This is a genomic window from Stenotrophomonas sp. Br8 (assembly GCF_014763005.1).
GTDB lineage: Bacteria > Pseudomonadota > Gammaproteobacteria > Xanthomonadales > Xanthomonadaceae > Stenotrophomonas > Stenotrophomonas lactitubi.
This window is the reverse complement of record NZ_JACGTN010000023.1, coordinates 232,616-251,312: the sequence shown is the minus strand read 5'-3', so window position 1 is coordinate 251,312 and position 18,697 is coordinate 232,616. Positions and strand designations below refer to the sequence as shown.

The following is an 18,697-nucleotide window of genomic DNA, read 5'->3' as shown; positions in this document are numbered from 1 at the left end:
CTTTTCATGCAACAGATCGCCCTGGCCGTGATTGGCGGCACCGGTGTCTACAACCTGGCCAAGCTTGACGACGTGCAGACCCACGAAGTCTCGACCCGTTTCGGACAGCCGTCCGGCCCGGTGCGGGTCGGGACATTGCTTGGTCATCGCGTGGCTTTCCTGGCGCGCCACGGTGAAGGTCATTCGCTGCCGCCGCACAAGATCAACTACCGCGCCAACCTGGCCGCGCTGCAGCAGATCGGCGCGCAACGGGTGTTGGCACTGAATACCGTGGGCGGCATCGGTGACGATTTCGGTCCGCGCGTGCTGGCCTGTCCGGATCAGGTAATCGATTACACCTGGGGCCGGATCAGCACGATCTGCGAAGAAGAAGGCACCGACGTGGTGCACGTCGACTTCGGCCATCCGTACACGCCGATGCTGCGCAGCAAGATCCTGGCGGCGGCGAAGGTGACCGGCGTGAAGGTCCACGATGGCGGTTGCTACGGCGCAACGCAGGGCCCGCGACTGGAAACCATCGCTGAAATCGCGCGTATGCGCCGCGATGGTTGCGACCTGGTGGGCATGACCGGCATGCCCGAAGCGGCGCTGGCACGCGAGCTGGGGCTGGATTATGCCTGCCTGGCGATCGTTGCCAACTGGGCCGCCGGGTGCGGTGACGGCGAGGAAATCACCATGGCCGAAGTACTGGCCAATGTGCAGGCCGCCAGCAACGGACTTCCGGAACTGGTCGGCGAATTGGCGCGGGGGTGATTGTCTTCGCGTAACAAGCTTTGCATACTCAGCTTGTGCGCGGGTTCAGCGTACACCACCCATTCATTGCATAAGGTCACGCATCACCATGCCGAACGGTACCGTCAAGTGGTTCAACGACGCCAAGGGATTTGGCTTCATCTCGCCGGAGGACGGCAGCGCCGACGTCTTCGCGCACTTCTCCGCGATCAACTCCAAGGGCTTCCGCAGTCTGCAGGAAGGCCAGAAGGTCACCTACGACGTGACCCAGGGCCCGAAGGGCGCCCAGGCCTCGAACATCGTTCCGGCCGAGTGATCCACTCGATAGTGCGTTGAAAACCCCGCTTCGGCGGGGTTTTTTTTTGCGGGCCGTGAACGTGAAGATGCCCTTGCTGTGGGAGCGCCTGTCCTTGCGTGCGAATGTCCCCCGGCGCCGGCCTGCGGCCATCGCCTCCTCCTTTACTTCGCACGCAAGGACAGGCGCTCCCGTTGCGGAATCGCGCGCGCCAGCAGAGGCCATGAAAGCCGAGCGCCGCCACCACTGCAGGCTCTCCTGCGAAGTAAAGGAGGAGGCAGCCGCGCAGAGGCTGCCGGGGGACATTCGCAGGAGAGCCGGCAGTGGTGGTGGAGCCCGATGCAAATCTGCTCGGAAGAGGAGGCGGTCGATGTACCGCCCCTGCGCCGATGGCACAATGCGGGCATGACGGAACGACTGCGCATCGCCGTAATTGGATACGGCACCGCTGGCCAGGCATTGGCCATCCTGCTCATCCGTGATGGCCACGAGGTGGAGATCTTCGAACGCGTGCCGACGCCAGGGCCGGTGGGCGCGGGGTTCCTGCTGCAACCCAGCGGACTGCAGGTGCTGTGGCAGATGGGCCTGCTCGATGCGGTGCGTGGCTACGCCATGCCGGTGCGCCGGCTGTATGGCGATACTCCGTGCGAGCGCGCGGTGATGGACATGGGCTATGACGGCCTGGATGCACGCCTGCATGGCCTGGGCATGCAGCGGGGCGCGTTGTTCTCGGTGCTGGACCAGGCGCGCGAAGGCGCCGGCGAGCTGCACGTCGGTACGACCATCGTCGAGGTCGACCACCAACAGGGGCGGCTGCGCGACAGCGACGGCCGCACGCACGGACCGTTCGATCTGGTGGTTGCCGCCGACGGCGCTGCGTCCACGCTGCGCAACGGTATCGACGGTGGCGCGGCGCTGGACCGGGTGTACCCGTGGGGCGCGCTGTGGTGCCTGTTGCCGGCCGAAGACTGGCCGCACATGCAGCAGCTGCGGCAGCGCTACGTCGCCGCGCGCAAGATGATCGGCCTGCTGCCGGTCGGTACCCGTCCGGGTGACGATACGCCTCGCCTGAGCTTCTTCTGGAGCCTGCCGCGCGCGGATTTCGAGCGCTGGCAGGGCGACGGCATGGCGCCCTGGCTGGAAGAACTGCATACGCTGTGGCCACAGGCGGGCGCGCGCTTTACCCATCTGCAGGACGCTGGGCAACTGGCGCGCGCGGTGTACCGCGATGCCGTGATGAAGCGTTGGCATCAGGGCCGGCTGGTACTGGTCGGTGATGCAGCACATGCGATGAGCCCGCAGCTGGGGCAGGGCGTGAACATGGCGCTGCTGGATGCGCTGGCACTGCGCGACGCGTTGCGCACCCACGGTGCAGGCGAACCGGCATTGCAGGCCTATCAGGCGCAACGGCGCGCGCATGTAGCGGTCTATCAGCGCTGGAGCCGCTGGCTGACGCCGCTGTTCCAGTCCGATCGTGATGCGTGGGCGAAAGCCCGTGACGTGCTGCTGGGGCCGATGGGACGATTGCCTGGCGGGCGCGGGCACATGCTGCGCGTGCTCAGCGGTACCCAGCACGGGTGGCTGGGCGCGTTGCCGCTCGATCCGGCATTCATCGACGCGCTGGCCGCCGCGCCCTCGGCGGCACAGAGCGTGGCAATTCCGGCCACCGCGTGAATCTTTCGTCACGTCGATTAACGATTACCTCACCCCGTATATGCGACAAGAGATGAGCACGCGGCAGCCGCGTCGCCCGTTTTCCTTTTCGTGATCGATCATCGCGTGGCCCGGGTGGCATCGCCGTCGCTGCCTGCTGCGGCCCGGATGTGCCGCACGATGCACGAGGAGGACGCCATGTTGTTCGCGGTCGAGAAGCTGGAATCGGAAATCTGCAAGCTGCGCGGTCTGCTGCGGATGCTGCACGAGGACCAGCCCGACGTACTGGAAGATGTGTTCGAGTTCCATGTCGGCAGTTTGATCAGCCACGCATCACCGGAAAGCCACGACCATATCCGCGCCTGCGCCCACGAGATGCTGGTGGCGATACAGGCGCTGCCGCGCCACGCTGACGAGGAAGTGTCGGATTTCAGCCTGATGCCCGGGATCGTCGCCCGCCCGTCGTAATGCAGGGCAGGCCTCGACGCAGGCCTCGACGAGTCAGCGAACCGGCAGCGGCACCACGCTGTCTTCCACACAGGCGAGCAGCTGTTCGCCCGGTGCCAGTACAGGCACGACACCGGCGGTGAACGCCGAGAACGCCGGCAGGACGGTGATGCCCTGGCGCAGCCAGAACGCGGGGAAGCGTCGACGCAGTGCCGGCAACGCAACCTGCGGGTGCACATGGCCGGCCAGCACGTGCGCGGAGGCATCGGCCAGCGGCTCGTGCCGCAGCAGGAACGGCCCCAAGCGTGCGTCGTCATGCATCTGCACCTGCAGCGCGGCCTTCGGCAGATCACGGTCGTGATTGCCGCGTACCACGTGGATGTCCAGCGCAGCATGCTGCTCGCGCCAACCAAGCCATTGCTGATACCAGGCCGCGCGATGCGCCGGGCCATGCAGGACGTCGCCGAGGATCCATAGGTGCTGGCACTGGTGCAGGGTCACCATGTCCTGCAGGCGCTGCAGGTCATTGCCGGTACCGCCGGCCGGCAAGGCGATTCCCGCACGCCGGAATACGTCCGCCTTGCCCAGGTGCAGGTCGGCGATCAACAGCGTACGACGCGCCGGCCACAGCAGCGCCCGACCACCCAGCAGCAGCATCGACTCACCGCCCAGCTGCAGCGGCAGATCAGCGGCCATGACGGCGCTCCAGCTGCTGCGCGGCACGCTGCACGCGCGTGCGCCAGTCTTCATTGCTGAACTGCCCTCGCAGGCGCTCGGCCCACAGCGGAAATGCCAACGGGGTCAGTGAAGATGGCTGCTGCAGCGACAACGAACGTGTGGCGATGCCGGCCAGCACCTGCTGCAGCCCGGGCAGATTCAGGCTGTCGTGCAGCACTTCATGCTCGGCCAGTGCCAACAGCAGATGCTCCGGGTCGTGCTCGCGCAGTACGTCATGCAGCAGTCCGGCGGAGGCCTGCAGCTGGCGCAGCGAGCGTGGCATGCCACCAGGAAGGCTGGGCACCAGCAGGCCCGACACGCGTGCGATGCCGCGGAACTGACGGCGCGCCAGCTCGCCCAGGTTCACCGCTTCGCGCAGGTCCGGCAGCAGACCTGCAGCGTCCAACATCGCCCGCCAGTCCTGTTCCTGCAGTTCCACCGGCGTTGCCGGCGCGAGCACCAGACCATGGTCGTTCACCGCATAGCCGATGCTGTTGCGCTGCCGTCGGGTGCAGCGCAGCGACAGCAGCGCGGCCAACGCTTCGTGCACATGGCGGCCCGCAAAGGGATAGACGAACAGGAACTGGCCCTCGCGTCGGCGCACGTCTTCCACCAGCAGGTGGCCGGGCGATGGCGGCGCAGACAGCTGCGACTGCAACGCCAGCAGCGGCGCAAGCCAGCGCGACTCCACGCTCTGGTCGGCGCCTGACAGCACCATCTCCAGTTCGCGCCCCAGTGGCATCGACAACGGCAACTGCCCGCCCTGCCAGCGCGGCACCACGCCATCACCACCGCCGCGTGCCACACGTACGAAAGCGGTCATGTCGCGCAGCTGCACCAGCTCCAGCAGGCGTCCTGCAAACTGGAAGCGGTCGCCCCGGCGCAGGCGGCTGGCGAACTGCTCTTCCACCGCGCCCAGGCTGCCGCCACGCAGGAATTGCACGCGCACGCTGCCGTCGCTGCTGATGGTGCCGATCGACAGCCGATGGCGCAGCGCCTGGCGGCGATCGGGCATGCGGTAGATGCCATCGGCATCGCGTACTACCTTGTGGAACTCCGGATACCGGGACAGCGCACGTCCGCCCTGCACGATGAAATCGAGCACGGCATTCCATTGCGCGTCTTCCAGCGCGGCGAAGGCATGCGTGCCACGAACCTGCTGCAGCAGTGCATCGGCGTCGAAGCCGCCAGCCAGTGCGCGGCTGACCGCGTGCTGGGCCAATACATCCAGCGACAAGGTGGGAGGACGTCGTGCTTCGATCACCCCGTCATGCAGCGCGCGTCGGGCAGCCGCGTACTCGGCCAGTTCCAGCGCGTGGCTGGGAATGCACAGTATTTCGCCACTGGCACCGGGCCGATGGCGCGCACGCCCGGCCCGCTGGCGCAGGCGGGCCACGCCCTTTGGGCTGCCCAGCTGCAGCACCTGGTCCACTTCCGGAAAGTCCACGCCCAGATCCAGGCTGGACGTGGCCACCACGCACCGCAGCGTGCCCGCACGCAGTCCGTCTTCCACCTGCTGGCGCAGCGTGGGATCCAATGAGCCGTGGTGCAGGGCGAGCGTGCCGGCATCTTCCGGCCACACCGCTGCGAGGGCCTGGTGCCACAGTTCCGCCTGCGCACGTGTGTTGGTGAAGAGCAGGCTGCTGCGCGCGCGGAACACTGCATCCAGCACGCGCGGAAGCTGGGAAAGGCCTAGATGCCCGGCCCACGGAAAGCGTTCGCCGGGTTCGGGCAGCAGGCTGCGTATCGTCACCGGCCGCTGCCGTGCGCCCTCCACGATCGGTGCCTGGGGCCGGTGTGGCAGCAGTACGTCGCGTGCCTGCGGCAGGTTGCCCAATGTTGCCGACAGCCCCCACAGCTGCATCGTGGGGGCTGCCTCACGCAACAGCGCCAGGTTCAACTGCAGCAGCACGCCGCGCTTGTTGCCCAGCAGTTCGTGCCATTCGTCCACCACCACGCAGCGCAGCTGGCGCATGCGCTCAAGGGTGTCGGGATAGCTGAGCAGCAGCGCCAGCGACTCCGGTGTGGTCACCAGTACATCGATACGACCTTCGCGGACCAGGCGCCTGTCGCGGTTGCTGGCATCGCCGCTGCGCAGCCCCACGCGCCAGCCCAGGCCAAGGCCATCGATCGGTGCCTGCAGCGCGCGTGCGGTATCGCTGGCCAGCGCACGCAGCGGCGTCACCCACAGCACCTGCAGCGGGCGTACCGCGCTGGCACGACGCGGTGTGGGGGGCGGGTCGAGCATCGCCTGCAGCAAGGGGCCGCCGAACATGGCAAGGGTCTTGCCGCTGCCGGTGGGGGTGTGCAGCAGGCCCGATTCGCCAGCCAGGTAGTGTCGCCACATCGCGCGCTGGAAGGGCAGGGGGCGCCAGCCGCGGCTGCCGAACCAGTCTTTCAGGCGCTGCAGCGCTTCACTGCGCTTCATCGCGCCAGCGCCTGCAACTGGGCCAGGTGGTCGGCTTCGGCAGCCGGTTTGTCGTGGCGCCAGCGCAGGATGCGTGGAAAGCGCACGGCAATGCCGGACTTGTGGCGCGCGCTGCGGTTTACCGCTTCGAAGCCGAGTTCGAACACCTGCTCGGCACTGACGCTGCGTACCGGGCCGAAGCGCTCGCGGGTATGCGCGCGGATCCAACGATCAAGGGCGAGGATTTCCTTGTCGTCCAGACCGGAATAGGCCTTGGCCACCGGAACCAGCGTGTCGCCGTCCCAGACCCCGAAGGTGTAGTCGGTGTAGAGCGTGCTGCGCCGGCCATGACCCGCCTGTGCATACAGCAGTACGGCATCGATGGTGAGCGGCTCGACCTTCCACTTCCACCAGTCGCCGCGGCGACGCCCGGACTGGTAGATCGAATCGCGGCGCTTCAGCATCAGCCCTTCCACGCCGCGCTCGCGCGATGCTTCGCGCAGCTGCGCGGCATGCCGCCAATCGTCGGCGGGTACCTCGGGTGACAGCTGGATGCGCGGATCGCCGAGCGCGCCGACCACCTCGGCCAACTGCGCGCGACGTTGCTGCAGCGGCAGCGCACGCAGGTCTTCACCGTCGCGTTCAAGCAGATCGTAGGCGAGCACGCGCACCGGTGTGTTGCGCAGGGTGGCGGCGCCGGGTTTGCGGCGCTGGATGCGGGTCTGCAGCGCGGTGAATGCGCGCGGAAGATTGTCAGCGTCGTCCCATGCCAGCAGCTCTCCATCCAGCACGCAGCCATCGGGCAGCAATGCGGCGGCCTGTTCGATCTCAGGGAAGCGACCGTCCAGCCGTTCTTCGCCGCGTGACCACAATGCCACCTCACCCTGGCGCCGCAGCAGCTGCAGGCGGATGCCATCCCACTTCCATTCCAGCAGCCAGTTGCTGATCTCGCCCAGCCGCTCGGTGGGCTCACCTTCCAGCGGTGAGGCGAGGAAGAATGGATAGGGCTGCTGGCGATCGGTCGGCAGTTCTTCGGCAGACAACAAAGTGGCCAGCAGGCCGGGGGAGGGCACCCAGTCGCCGAGCATGCGCTGGGCGATGCGGGCGATGTCCAGCCCGGACCATTCGGCCAATGCCTGCTGCACCACGCGCTGCGACACGCCAACGCGCAGTGCGCCGGTCAGCAGCTTGTTGAAGACCAGGCGTTCGGCCGATGCAAGCTGTCGCCAGCCCTCGACTACAGCGGCACGACGCACGGGCTCCGGCTGGTTGGCGACGGCAAGCAGGTGCTGTTCGATCCAGTCGGCCAGGGGGCGATCCTCGCCTTCGCTGGCAGGATCATCCAGCAGCAGCGTGAGCGTTTCGGCAAGGTCGCCGACCTGCGCGTAGCTGTCCTCGACCAGCCATGGCGGCAGGCCGGATTCTTCAGCGATCCACGTCCGCAGTTCGCCACTGCCTGCGATCTTGCGGCGCGCGCCGCCCACCTTGCCACCGCTGAGCAGGTACAGCGCCCACGCCGCGTCGTGCGGTCGTGCATGCTGGAAGTAGTCGATCAATGCCGCGCGCTTGTCCAGCGTCGCGGTGCTGCGATCCAGCCGCTGGTACAGCGCGGCGAAGGCCTTCATTCCTCGCCTCCGAAATCGGTGCGGAAGGCTTCGGCGGCAATGCCGCGTTCGCGCAGGTACGGAATCAGCGCATCGGTGTTGCCGTGGGTGGCGATGATCCTCCGCGCCCCGGTCTGCGTGATGGTCTGCAGCAACGCAGGCCAGTCGGCATGGTCGGAGATCACGAAGCCACGGTCGACGTTGCGGCGGCGGCGGTTGCCGCGCAACTGCATCCAGCCCGAGGCGAAGCCGAGCTGGTGGCGGCCGAACCGGCGCAGCCAGGGCGTGCCGGCGGCCGAGGGTGGCGCCAGGATCAGCTGGCCTGCGGCATCGGGCTGACGTCCCTGCTCGGCAACCGTGAGCGTTTCCAGCATCGGTACACCGGCCTGGCGATAGACGGCGACGCCGTTGGCGATGGCGCCATGCAGCCAGGCAGGCTGGTCATCCACCGCGCGCAGCTCGGCAAGCACACGTTGCGCCTTGCCCAGTGCATAACAGAGCAGCACGGCCGCTTCCCCACGCTGCGCACACTCGCGACGCCAGGCGGCGATCTCGGCCGCCACTGCGCGGGTATCGGGCCAGCGATAGATCGGCAGCGCAAAGGTCGCTTCGGTGATGAAGGTATCGCAGGGCACCACTTCGAACGGTGTGCAGGTGGGATCGGGTTGCCGCTTGTAGTCGCCCGATGCCACCCAGACCTGCTCGCCGTCGTCGATGCGCACCTGCGATGAGCCGAGCACGTGACCGGCTGGATGCAGCGATACCTGCACCCGGCCCAGCGCGAACGGCACGCCCTCGGCATGCGCGTGCAGCGGCACATCGCCCAGGCGCCAGCGCAGGATCGGCACGCTGCCGGTGCTGCAGTGGTACTCGCCCATGCCGGGTCGCGCATGATCGCCATGGCCATGGGTGATGACCGCGCGCGGTACCGGCCGCCAGGGATCGATATGGAAATCGCCTGCCGCGCAGTACAGCCCTTCCGGCCGCAGTACCACCAGATCGTCATTGCCTGCCATGCCATCACTGTGGCGTGGCGGTCGTGCACGCGGCGAGAATCGGCCTGAACGCGGGGTTGCCGGACGATACGGCACAATCGGGCCGCACACCTCTTGCCGGCGGGGAAGGAACCGATGAGTGGACCGAGCTTCAACAGCAGCGCTCCCTACGAAACCCACGTGGTGCTCAACCAGCCGCCACCGTTCGCCGGTCGCCAGTTGTGGACCGACGACATCGCACTGATGGAGGCCGTGCAGCGCGAGGGTGCGGCAGCGTTCGCGCCACGCCTGGCGGTGTACGGAGGGTTGGCTGGCGACGAGCTGTACCGCATCGGCTTCGACGCCAACCGCGACCGCCCACGCCTTCGCACGCACGATGCGCAGGGCCATCGCATCGATACCGTGGAATTCCATCCGGCGTACCACCAGCTGATGCAGACGGCGAAGGAGCATGGCGTTGCAGGACTGTCCTGGCATGAGCCGCAGCCCGGCGCCCATGTCGCGCGCGCTGCACTGAGCTACCTGCACCACCAGGCCGAGGCAGGCACCAGCTGCCCGCTGACCATGACCCATGCCGCAGTGGCCGTGCTGCGCGGGCAGCCGCATCTGGCCGAGTGGTCGCGCAAGGCCGCTGCACCGGTATACGACCCGCGTGATGTGCCGGTGGCCGACAAGGCCGGCATCACCCTGGGCATGGGCATGACCGAGAAGCAGGGCGGCTCGGACGTGCGCGCCAACACCACCCGCGCCGAACCCATCGATGGCGAGCGCTATCGACTGGTCGGGCACAAGTGGTTCTTCTCCGCACCGATGTGCGATGGCTTCCTGGTACTGGCGCAGGCGCCGGCCGGATTGACCTGCCTGTTGATGCCACGGCGGCTGGCCGACGGCGATCGCAATGCGTTCCGCCTGATGCGCTTGAAGGACAAGCTGGGCGACTGGGCCAACGCCTCCAGTGAAGTGGAGTTCTGCGGTGCGCAGGCCTGGCGGGTGGGCGAGGAAGGGCGTGGCGTGGCCACCATCATCGGCATGGTGATGATGACCCGGCTGGACTGCATGCTGGGCGCTGCGGCGGAAATGCGCATGGCGCTGGCACAGGCGCTGCATCACGCGCGGCATCGACGCACCTTTGGCAAGCCACTGATGGACCATCCGTTGATGGCCAACGTGCTGGCCGATCTGGCGCTGGAATCGGAAGCCGCCACGGTGCTGGCGATGCGTATCGCGCGCGCGGTCGATCACGCCGGCAGCGATGCGTCCGAGGCCGCGCTTGCGCGGCTGGGTACGGCATTGGGCAAGTACTGGATATGCAAGCGTGCGCCTGCGTTCGTCAATGAAGCACAGGAATGCCTGGGCGGTGCCGGCTACGTGGAGGAATCGATGTTGCCGCGGCTGTACCGGCAGGCGCCGTTGAATTCGATCTGGGAGGGCAGCGGCAACATCCAGTGCCTGGATGTGCTGCGCGCGCTGGCGCGCGAACCGGAGGTGCTGGCGGCACTGCGCGGTGAACTGGAGGCGGTGGCCGACCGTGATGCGCGCTATGCGGCGGCGCTGCAGCAGTGGCGCGATGCGGCGGCACCGGAGGAGGCACAGGCGCGGGTGTTCTGCGAACGCACGGCCTTGCTGCTGCAGGCGGCGTTGTTGCTGCGTGCACGCAGTCCGATGGCAGAAGCATTCATCCGCAGCCGGCTGCAGGGCGAACATGGGTTGGCGTTCGGCACGCTGCCGGCCGGGGTGGATGTGGCGGGGATGCTGGCGCGCGCGTTGCCGTAGGTGAGGGCCAACGGCGGAGCCCCTGGTGGTGGTCGGCGCGGAGTCTGCATCGTGAGCGGGCCGTGCGGATGGGCTGCGCAGGGGACGCCGTGAACCCATCCCTGGGGGCTTGGCCGCGGCATCCATGCCGCGGACACCCCTGCGCAGCCCACCCGCGCGGCCTTGGACGGTTTCCGTGCGCGTCCAGCACGGAATCAACAGAAGAAGCGAAAAGCAGAAAGCAGAAAAGCCGCGGCGATGCCGCGGATTTTCCTGTAGAGCCGAGCCCGTGCTCGGCTTTTCCGGTAGCGCCGGGCCATGCCCGGCGAACGCGAATGCCTTAGTGCTTGGCTTCTTCCTTGGCGGCGGTGGCCTTGGCGTCGTCGGCCACATCGCGAGCCTTGTCGGCAACCTTCTGCGCGGCATCGGCAGTGGCGTCGCTGGCGTGCGCGGCGGCATCGGTCGCTGCGACCTTGGCCTTGTCGGCCGCGTTGGCGGTGGCGGCGGCGGCGCTGTCCAACGCCTGCTGGGTATCGGCGGCGGCCTGCTCGGAGGCGGCGGCGGTCTTGTCGGCGGCGTCACGGGTGGCTGCGGCGGCCTTGTCGACGGCATCGCGTGCGGCGGCACCGGCGCTGTCGGCGGCCTGCGCGGCATCCTGCTTGGCCTGTTCGGCTTCCGGGCCCTTGCAGGCAGCCAGTGCGAGCAGCAGGGAGGCGGCCAGCAGGGTGGTGGTCAGCGGGCGAATCTTCATGGCGGTCTCCGGTACTGCAATGGATGGGGACGCCAGCCTATTCATACCGTTGTGAAGACGTGGTGGTGACCTGCACACGAAACGGCGCGCAAAGAAAAAGCCGCTGGCGAACCAGCGGCTTCTTCAGAACAGCTTGAAGAAAGAAGTTATTACTTCTTGGCTTCTTCAGCAGCGTCCTTGGCCTTCTCGGCGGTGCCTTCAGCAGCCTTGGCAGCGTCGGCAGCAGCGCCGGCAGCAGCGTCGGTGGCAGCGCCAGCAGCCTGGGCAGCGGCGTCAACCGAAGCGTCAGCAGCGGTGGCGGCGGTGTCAGCGGCCTGCTGGGCAGCGTCGGCGGTCTGGGCGCCAGCAGCGGCGGCCTGGTCGGCAGCAGCCTGGGCTTCGGTGGCGGCCTGGTTGGCCGAAGCAGCGGCGTCCTGGGCAGCTTCCTGCTTCGAGCAGGCGGCCAGGGCCAGAGCCAGGGACATCGCGACCAGCAGCTTGTTGATGCTCATTGTGTAAATCCTCGTCGTTAGAATTAGGCAACGCGCATGCTGCGCGCCGACAACATGATGACAAGCCAAGATTGGGTGTCAAGCGATCCCGCATTCATTTTTGCGAAATAGACGTTAAACCCTTTCAGATCAACTCGATGGCGATAGCCGTCGCTTCGCCGCCGCCGATGCACAGGGTGGCAATGCCGCGCTTGCCGCCGCGCGTGCGCAATGCGTTGACCAGGGTGACCACCAGGCGTGCGCCGGAGGCACCGATGGGATGGCCCAGCGCGCAGGCACCGCCATTCACGTTGAGCTTGTCGTGCGGGATGCCCAGTTCGCGCATCGGTGCCATCGCCACCACGGCAAAGGCCTCGTTGATTTCGAACAGATCGATCTGGTCCAGCGACCAGCCGGTCTTCTCCAGCAGGGTGTGGATGGCGCCGATCGGGGCGGTGGTGAACCACTCCGGTTCCTGCGAATGGGTGGCATGGCCGACGATGCGCGCCAGCGGCTGCAGGCCGCGTGCGGCAGCATCTTCTTCGGTCAGCAGGACCACGGCGGCGGCGCCATCGGAAATGCTGGAGGAACTGGCGGCGGTCACGCTGCCGTCCTTCTTGAAGGCCGGGCGCAGGGTCGGGATCTTGGCGATGTCCGAACGGCCGGGCTGTTCGTCGCTGGCGACCTCGACTTCACCCTTGCGGGTGGCGACCTTCACCGCAACGATTTCGTCGGCGAAGGCGCCGTTGGCCTGGGCCGCCTGTGCGCGCTTGACCGATTCGATGGAGTAAGCGTCCTGCTCTTCGCGGGTGAACTGGTACTTGTCCACGGCGCATTCGGCGAACTCGCCCATGGCCTTGCCGTCATAGGCGTTGACCAGGCCGTCGTGGGCCATGTGGTCCACGGCCTGGAAGTTGCCGAACCGGTTGCCGGTGCGCGAATTGGGCAGCAGATGCGGGGCGTTGGACATCGATTCCATGCCGCCGGCGACCACGACCTTGGCCGAACCGGCCTTGATCAGGTCATGGCCGAGCATGATGGCCTTCATGCCCGAACCACAGACCTTGTTGAGGGTGGTCGCGCCGACCGACAGCGGGATGCCGGCGGCGATCGCTGCCTGGCGGGCAGGCGCCTGGCCGAGATTGGCCGGCAGCACGCAGCCCATCAGGACTTCGGAGACGTCGCTGGCAGGAACGCCCGACTGTTCCAGCGCGGCGGCGATGGCGGCCGCGCCGAGGGTCGGGGTCGGAACGCCGTTGAACTGGCCGAGGAAGGAGCCGATGGCGGTGCGCTTGGCGGCGGCGATGACGATGTTGGACATGGCAATCTCGTTGATGCGTGAGCAATGTTCGGAAAGGAGACGACGGGCGTTGGAAGCGGCGCCGTTTCCCGGCAGACTGCGTGGGGGTCGGCTCAGTATAGAGGGTCGGCGAAGACTGCCGCTGGGCAGTCCTGGATGCCTGCCCGGATGGCGGCAGGCCAACGTTCATGGGAAGGAAACGATGGAACGTAAGACGATGGGAAGGTCGGTCCTGGCATCGGCGCTGGCGGTGGCGCTGTCGGCGTGTGGCGGTGGAGGGGGCGGCAGCAACGTGCGCATCGACCCGCCACCGGTTACGCCACCGGTCACGCCCCCGGTCACCCCGCCTCCCGCGTCCAAGCCGCTGGAGCCGGCGGTGGATGCGCATCTGGCACAGACCAACGCGCGTGCCGCACAGGCCACTGGCGTGACCGGCCGCGGCGTGCGCATCGGCATTGTCGATTCGGGCGTGCTGCGCAACGCCGAGGCACTGAACGGACGGGTAGTGGCCAACCTCAACTACATCGACCCGAGCCGCAACAATCTCAACGTCGATGACGTGCTTGGCCATGGCACGGCCGTCGCCAGCCTGGCTGCCGGTGCATCGGTGGGTGTCTGGCCCGGAGGCATCGCACCGGGTGCGGAGATCGTCTCGGCGCGCATCATTTCCGACACCACGCCCCAGGATGACGGCAGCGGCAAGGGCAACTCCTTCAGCGGCACGCTGGGCGTGGCCGGGGTCCACCAGGACCTGATCGGCTACGGCGTGAAGGTGATGAACAATTCCTGGGGCGGCCTGTACTGGACCGACCTCGGCACCACCGCGCAGGTCGCGGCCGAATACCGCCCCTTCATCATCAACCACGGTGGCCTGGTGGTGTTCGCCGCAGGCAACGAGGGGCGCGACCAGCCCAGCAGCGTGGCCGCGCTGCCCAGCCAGCGTGGCGTCGGCGGATCGCTGCCGGCAGCCGATCTTGAAAAAGGCTGGCTGGTGGCCACCGCGATCGATCCGAACAAGCCGGGTGAGCGTGCCCCCTGGGCCAATGCCTGTGGCGACGCCGCGCGTTACTGCCTGACCGCTCCCGGCAGCGCGGTGTTCCCCGAACCGGGTACCGGCAAGTATCTGTGGAACTACGGCACGTCCTTCGCCGCGCCGCTGATCTCCGGCGCTGCGGCGCTGGTCTGGCAGCGCTACCCGTACTTCGACAACGACCTGGTGCGGCAGACCCTGCTCGGCACGGCCACCGACATCGGTGCGCCGGGCGTCGATCCGATCTACGGCTACGGCCTGCTCAACGTCGGCAAGGCGGTGAACGGTCCCGGCCGCTTCGACTGGGGCGATGTCACGGTCAATGTCGACGCGCCATCCTCGGGCTCGATCTGGAGCAACGACATTGCTGGCGCTGGCGGCCTGGTCAAGCGCGGCGATGGCCGGCTGGAGCTGAGCGGCAACAACAGCTACAGCGGCGATACCCGCATCGAGCGCGGCAGCCTGGCCCTGCGGGGCGGCGCAGTGATCCGTTCCAACGTCAGCATCTCTGGTGCCGGCGGTGTCTCGATGGCCGGCCTGCAGTTCATGCCGGGCACGCCGCGGGTGATCGGCAACGTCGACAACGGCGCCAGCGTGGTGCTGATCAACGCCAACACCACCGCGACCATCGAAGGTAATTACAGCCAGCGTCCGGACGCGCGGCTGATCGTCGCGCTGGGCGTGAACGCGCTGCAGGTGACCGGTACCGCACGGTTGGCCGGCGGCGTGGTGGTCGATGGCATCGTTTCCGGTTACGTGCCGCAGGTCGGCAGCCGCCAAGGGCTGATCCACGCCAACGGCGGTATCAACGGTACGTTCACCACACCGGTGTCCAACACCGCCGCCAACGGCCTGACCCTGCTGCAGGCACAGTACGGCTATGGCAGCAACGACGCGTGGATGGACCTGACCCAGGTCAATGTTTCCGCCGCTGCGTCCGGCCTGGGCGCCAATGCACAGGCATCGGCACTGCGGGTGGAGTCGGCATTCACCGCGCTGGACCGCAACGCGAATCTGCAGGGTTCGGCGTTCGGTACGGCCGCCGGCGCGCTGCAGCGTACGGCGGGCGGGACCGAGGGCCTGTCGGCGAGCCTGGAAAGCCTGTCCGGACAGGCGCATGCGCGCGCTGAAGCGTCGACCTTCGACAGTGTGGACATGTCGCGCCGTGCGGTTGCCGAGCGCTTCGACCGCGTGCAGGCAGCGCCGAAGCTGCGTGGTGCCTGGCAGAGCGCGCTGGGCGAAGCCGGTCAGGGCAGCTTTGCCGGCAACGCCGCCGACAGCCAGGGCTGGATGGCAGGCCAGGACGTGGCATTGGGCAGCAATGGTCTGCTGGGCATGGCCTTCGGCGAAACCCGCAGCAACGGCGGCAGCAACTTCAGTGGTGATCGTGGCCGCGACCGCCAGACGCAGGCACAGCTGTACGCCGGCTGGAACCTGGGGCGTGGCTATGCGCTGGCCCAGTTCGGCACTGGTCAGTTCACCCGTGAGCTGGACCGCCAGTTGCTGCTGGGTGCCGGTGCCTACGGTGTGTCCGCGCGCTACGGCGGGCGTTTCAGCAGTGCCAGCGTCGAAGGCGGCTATCGTTTCGGGCGCATCGGTGCGTCGTTGACCCCGTACCTGGGGGCCAGCAGCACGCGCCTGGATACCGATGGCTTCAGCGAGCAGGGTGGCTTCGGCTTCGGCCTGCGCGGTGAGGCGTCACGTGCACAGCGCAGCGAGATGCTGGCGGGCCTGCGCGGCGAGCGGCAGTGGGGTCGTTGGACCCTGCGCGGCCATGCCGAATGGCAACAACGGCTGGATGGCAGTGAGCAGGCCTGGCAGGCAAGCTTCGTCGGCGTTGATGCCTGGGCGCCGTTGGCCGGTGTCGACGCACCGCGGGGCAGTGCCTTGTTCGGCCTGGCGCTGGAATCATGGTGGGGCCGCAATGGCCGCCTGAGCCTGGGTATCGACCAGCGCGTGGGTGGCAATGATGCACGGCAGGCGGCGCTGCGCTACAGCACTGGCTTCTGATCGTAGCGCCGGGCCTGCTGCCCGGCGCGTTCATCCGGCGGGTGCCGACCATGGGTCGGCACCCGCACGGTTCGCGAGGCGGCGATCAGCCGCCGCGCAGATTGCCCAGGCGCGGCGTGCTGCGGCCCAGCGGCATCTTCAGCTTGCCGATCGACAGGATGCGCGCTTCGGCGATCCGGTCGGCGGCGCGCTGCGGGGCGATGTTCTCGCGCTGCGACAGTTCGAAGATGCGCGTCAGGTTGTGGTAGATGCTGCGGATCAGCCGCATCGCGCGCTCGCGGTTGTAACCGTCGATTTCCAGCGACACGTTCATCACGCCACCGGCGTTGACCGCGTAGTCAGGCGCATACAGGATGCCGCGCGCATGCAGTTCGTCGCCGATCTCCAGGCTGGACAGCTGGTTGTTGGCGGTGCCACAGATGATCTTCGCCTTGATCCGCGGCAGGGTGTCGGCGTTGATCGCGCCTTCCAGCGCGCACGGCGCGAACACATCGGCGTTCACTTCGTGGATCTCGTCCGGCTTGACGGCCTCGGCGCCGAAGTCGTTGACCGCACGATCCACCAGCGCGCTGTCCAGATCGGTGACATACAGCTTGGCGCCACGGTCGCGCAGCAGCTTCACCAGTTCCATGCCGATATGGCCCAGGCCCTGCACCGCAATGCTGGTCTTGCCCACTTCCTCATGGCCGAACTTGAAGCGCATCGAGGCCATCAGCGCCTGCAGCGCGCCATAGGCGGTGAACGGGGCCGGATCTCCCGAGCCGCCATGGACCTGGTGCACGCCGGTGACGAACTGGCTCTCCAGGTAGATGTTCTCCATGTCGTTGACGTCGGTACCGACATCCTCGGCGGTGATGTAGCGACCGCCCAGCGAATCGACGTAGCGGCCGAAGGCGCGGAACAGCACTTCGGTCTTGTCGACCTTGGGGTCGCCGATGATCACCGCCTTGCCGCCACCGACATTGAGACCGGCCAGCGCATTCTTGTAGGTCATCGTGCGGCTCAGCCGCAACACATCGGCCAGCGCATCGTCGGTGCTGGCGTAAGGGCGCATGCGAACCCCGCCCAGGGCGGGGCCCAGGGTGGTGTTGTGGATGGCGATGATCGCCCGCAGGCCGGCATCCTGGTTGTGGCAGAACACCACCTGTTCGTGGCCGGTGGTTGCGAGGGTTTCGAATAGCATGGGGTCTCCGATGGCGCGATCTGCGGTGAACTGCGGCGAACTGCCAATGAACGGTAGGGTCCGAAAACAAAAAAAGCGACGTCGTCGGTACAGGGGGACGGGTCGCGCGGCGCCATTCTAGTCCATTCGCCCGGGATATGCCGTCGACGCAGGAAGCGCCCGGGTTAAAGAAGATGAAAGTGCGGCCGATGCTGCGACGACGGCAGGTGGCCGGATGTGATGAAGGCGCAGGCAGTGGCAGCAGCAGGAAAACGACAGGGTGGGCGGCGATGACCGCAGCGTGGTGGCGATCTGTGCTGCGTTGGCTGTCGCAGCTGACCGGGCAGGCCCCGGCACGTCTGGCCGCAGCCCCCCGCCAGGCCGTGGCCGCGGCGGCGGCCAGCCTGCAGGGTGACGCCTTGCCGGCGGCCGAGGTCGCCGCTCACCTGCAGCGCGGGCTGCATGCGCTGGCCCTGTATCCGCGTTTGGCCGGCGAACCGACCGCGGTCAGCGCGTCGGGTCTGGCCGAGGCGGTGGACCGCGCGCTGCAGGACCGCGACTGGGCTACCCGGCAGCTGCCGCGGCGCCCGCAACTGCTGCCGCAGCTGATCCAGACGGTCAATGACGACGTTGCATCGGCGCGGGTGATGGCCGCGATCATCGGCCAGGATCCGGTGCTGACCGGCAACCTGCTGCGGATCGCCAACAGCCCGGCCTACAAGGTGCACGAGCGGCCCGTGGAAAGCCTGCAGCGGGCGGTGACCCTGGTCGGCACCGAAGGCGTGCGGCAGATCATCAGTGCAGTGCTGGTGCAGCCGGTGATGCAGGTGCAGTGCGAGGTGTTCCCGCAGTTCAGTTCGATCATATGGGAGCACGCGCTGCTGGCTTCGCGCGCGGCCGCCGACCACGCGCGCACGGTCACCTTCGGCGATGCCTTCGCTGCGCAATGGCTGGGCCTGGTGCAGGGCCTGGGCGCAGCGCTGGTCATGCGGCAACTGCTGCAGGAAGCGCAGGCACGCGGCGAAGAGGTGGAGCCGGCGCTGGCCCTACAGTTGCTGCAGCAGTGGTCACTACCGCTGGCACAGCGGGTGGCTGCCGCCTGGGAACTGCCCGAGCCGGTGCATCAGGCCCTGGCGCCTGACGCTGACGGTCCGCTGGCCGACAGCCTGCGACTGGCCAGCGCCGCTGCGGCGGCCAGCCTGCTGTGCCGGCACGGGCATGCCAGCCAGGGCCGCATGCTGGCCTTGCTGGAACAGCTGCCGGCAGCGCCGCCGCACGCCCTGCGCTGGATCTGGCGGCGCCTGCACGGGCGCAATGTGGAAACCCTGGACGAGAGCCTGCACGGCGATGGCGAAGGGCTCGCCCGCTGATC

15 protein-coding genes are annotated in these 18,697 nt (G+C 67.8%); 7 read left to right on the top strand and 8 right to left on the bottom strand.

The window, feature by feature from the left end; all coding sequences use genetic code 11:
- Positions 1–6 precede the first annotated feature (6 nt).
- From H3005_RS19490 to H3005_RS19475, 4 genes are all read left to right on the top strand, one after another.
- Entirely contained in the window at positions 7–753 is a 747-nt protein-coding gene (locus H3005_RS19490; protein ID WP_099818943.1) for an S-methyl-5'-thioinosine phosphorylase, read from the top strand.
- Positions 754–841: 88 nt separating this feature from the next.
- Positions 842–1,048 carry a cold-shock protein gene (locus tag H3005_RS19485; protein WP_019183439.1) on the top strand — a complete coding sequence of 69 codons (207 nt, stop codon included), beginning with the start codon at positions 842–844 and terminating at the stop codon, positions 1,046–1,048.
- A 384-nt stretch (positions 1,049–1,432) separates the two neighbouring features.
- Positions 1,433–2,701 (top strand): NAD(P)/FAD-dependent oxidoreductase, encoded by a 1,269-nt coding sequence (locus H3005_RS19480; protein ID WP_191078821.1) that lies wholly within the window; start codon positions 1,433–1,435, stop codon positions 2,699–2,701.
- Between the two features lie 177 nt (positions 2,702–2,878).
- The gene (locus tag H3005_RS19475) at positions 2,879–3,148 is read left to right on the top strand and encodes a hypothetical protein (RefSeq protein ID WP_100554172.1); all 270 of its coding nucleotides are present in this window, start codon (positions 2,879–2,881) and stop codon (positions 3,146–3,148) included.
- Between the two features lie 33 nt (positions 3,149–3,181).
- On the opposite strand, the gene pdeM is transcribed toward H3005_RS19475, so the two are convergent.
- The 4 genes from pdeM to H3005_RS19455 are packed head-to-tail and all read right to left on the bottom strand — an operon-like array spanning position 3,182 to position 8,871.
- Positions 3,182–3,823: a ligase-associated DNA damage response endonuclease PdeM gene (gene pdeM / locus H3005_RS19470; RefSeq protein WP_191078820.1), complete on the bottom strand. Its 642-nt coding sequence runs from the start codon at positions 3,821–3,823 to the stop codon at positions 3,182–3,184.
- A complete protein-coding gene (locus tag H3005_RS19465; RefSeq protein ID WP_191078819.1) occupies positions 3,813–6,272 on the bottom strand; it encodes a ligase-associated DNA damage response DEXH box helicase in 2,460 nt (819 codons plus the stop codon). Before H3005_RS19465 ends, pdeM begins: the two co-directional genes overlap by 11 nt.
- Positions 6,269–7,876, bottom strand: coding sequence for an ATP-dependent DNA ligase (locus H3005_RS19460; RefSeq protein ID WP_191078818.1), 1,608 nt, complete (start codon positions 7,874–7,876; stop codon positions 6,269–6,271). Before H3005_RS19460 ends, H3005_RS19465 begins: the two co-directional genes overlap by 4 nt.
- Positions 7,873–8,871, bottom strand: a complete 999-nt coding sequence (locus H3005_RS19455; protein ID WP_191078817.1) for a ligase-associated DNA damage response exonuclease — start codon at positions 8,869–8,871, stop codon at positions 7,873–7,875. Before H3005_RS19455 ends, H3005_RS19460 begins: the two co-directional genes overlap by 4 nt.
- A 114-nt stretch (positions 8,872–8,985) precedes the next feature.
- Between H3005_RS19455 and H3005_RS19450 the strand changes: the two genes are divergently transcribed.
- Positions 8,986–10,623: an acyl-CoA dehydrogenase family protein gene (locus tag H3005_RS19450; RefSeq protein ID WP_191078816.1), complete on the top strand. Its 1,638-nt coding sequence runs from the start codon at positions 8,986–8,988 to the stop codon at positions 10,621–10,623.
- 319 nt (positions 10,624–10,942) lie between these two features.
- Here H3005_RS19450 and H3005_RS19445 read toward each other — a convergent pair whose 3' ends face one another.
- The 3 genes from H3005_RS19445 to H3005_RS19435 form a co-directional block, all read right to left on the bottom strand.
- A complete protein-coding gene (locus H3005_RS19445; RefSeq protein ID WP_089236410.1) occupies positions 10,943–11,353 on the bottom strand; it encodes a hypothetical protein in 411 nt (136 codons plus the stop codon).
- Between the two features lie 149 nt (positions 11,354–11,502).
- On the bottom strand, positions 11,503–11,844 hold the full coding sequence (locus H3005_RS19440; protein WP_089236409.1) for a hypothetical protein: 342 nt from the start codon (positions 11,842–11,844) through the stop codon (positions 11,503–11,505).
- Between the two features lie 124 nt (positions 11,845–11,968).
- Positions 11,969–13,144, bottom strand: a complete 1,176-nt coding sequence (locus H3005_RS19435) for a thiolase family protein (RefSeq protein ID WP_100553193.1) — start codon at positions 13,142–13,144, stop codon at positions 11,969–11,971.
- Positions 13,145–13,325: 181 nt separating this feature from the next.
- Here H3005_RS19435 and H3005_RS19430 point away from each other — a divergent pair, with 181 nt between their 5' ends.
- Positions 13,326–16,163 carry an autotransporter serine protease gene (locus H3005_RS19430; protein WP_191078815.1) on the top strand — a complete coding sequence of 946 codons (2,838 nt, stop codon included), beginning with the start codon at positions 13,326–13,328 and terminating at the stop codon, positions 16,161–16,163.
- Positions 16,164–16,248: 85 nt separating this feature from the next.
- Here the strand turns inward: H3005_RS19430 and H3005_RS19425 are convergent, their stop codons facing one another.
- On the bottom strand, positions 16,249–17,346 hold the full coding sequence (locus H3005_RS19425; RefSeq protein ID WP_100553191.1) for a Glu/Leu/Phe/Val dehydrogenase dimerization domain-containing protein: 1,098 nt from the start codon (positions 17,344–17,346) through the stop codon (positions 16,249–16,251).
- Positions 17,347–17,615: 269 nt separating this feature from the next.
- Here H3005_RS19425 and H3005_RS19420 point away from each other — a divergent pair, with 269 nt between their 5' ends.
- Complete coding sequence (locus tag H3005_RS19420) at positions 17,616–18,695, top strand: HDOD domain-containing protein (protein ID WP_100553190.1); 1,080 nt, start codon at positions 17,616–17,618, stop codon at positions 18,693–18,695.
- The last annotated feature ends 2 nt before the right edge of the window (positions 18,696–18,697 follow it).

Excerpts from the sequence above, each read along its gene's own strand:
- H3005_RS19490 (WP_099818943.1), top strand. The coding sequence starts at position 7 with ATGCAACAGATCGCCCTGGCCGTGATTGGCGGCACCGGTGTCTACAAC.
- H3005_RS19485 (WP_019183439.1), top strand. The coding sequence starts at position 842 with ATGCCGAACGGTACCGTCAAGTGGTTCAACGACGCCAAGGGATTTGGC.
- H3005_RS19480 (WP_191078821.1), top strand. The coding sequence starts at position 1,433 with ATGACGGAACGACTGCGCATCGCCGTAATTGGATACGGCACCGCTGGC.
- H3005_RS19475 (WP_100554172.1), top strand. The coding sequence starts at position 2,879 with ATGTTGTTCGCGGTCGAGAAGCTGGAATCGGAAATCTGCAAGCTGCGC.
- pdeM (WP_191078820.1), bottom strand. The coding sequence starts at position 3,823 with ATGGCCGCTGATCTGCCGCTGCAGCTGGGCGGTGAGTCGATGCTGCTG.
- H3005_RS19465 (WP_191078819.1), bottom strand. The coding sequence starts at position 6,272 with ATGAAGCGCAGTGAAGCGCTGCAGCGCCTGAAAGACTGGTTCGGCAGC.
- H3005_RS19460 (WP_191078818.1), bottom strand. The coding sequence starts at position 7,876 with ATGAAGGCCTTCGCCGCGCTGTACCAGCGGCTGGATCGCAGCACCGCG.
- H3005_RS19455 (WP_191078817.1), bottom strand. The coding sequence starts at position 8,871 with ATGGCAGGCAATGACGATCTGGTGGTACTGCGGCCGGAAGGGCTGTAC.
- H3005_RS19450 (WP_191078816.1), top strand. The coding sequence starts at position 8,986 with ATGAGTGGACCGAGCTTCAACAGCAGCGCTCCCTACGAAACCCACGTG.
- H3005_RS19445 (WP_089236410.1), bottom strand. The coding sequence starts at position 11,353 with ATGAAGATTCGCCCGCTGACCACCACCCTGCTGGCCGCCTCCCTGCTG.
- H3005_RS19440 (WP_089236409.1), bottom strand. The coding sequence starts at position 11,844 with ATGAGCATCAACAAGCTGCTGGTCGCGATGTCCCTGGCTCTGGCCCTG.
- H3005_RS19435 (WP_100553193.1), bottom strand. The coding sequence starts at position 13,144 with ATGTCCAACATCGTCATCGCCGCCGCCAAGCGCACCGCCATCGGCTCC.
- H3005_RS19430 (WP_191078815.1), top strand. The coding sequence starts at position 13,326 with ATGGAACGTAAGACGATGGGAAGGTCGGTCCTGGCATCGGCGCTGGCG.
- H3005_RS19425 (WP_100553191.1), bottom strand. The coding sequence starts at position 17,346 with ATGCTATTCGAAACCCTCGCAACCACCGGCCACGAACAGGTGGTGTTC.
- H3005_RS19420 (WP_100553190.1), top strand. The coding sequence starts at position 17,616 with ATGACCGCAGCGTGGTGGCGATCTGTGCTGCGTTGGCTGTCGCAGCTG.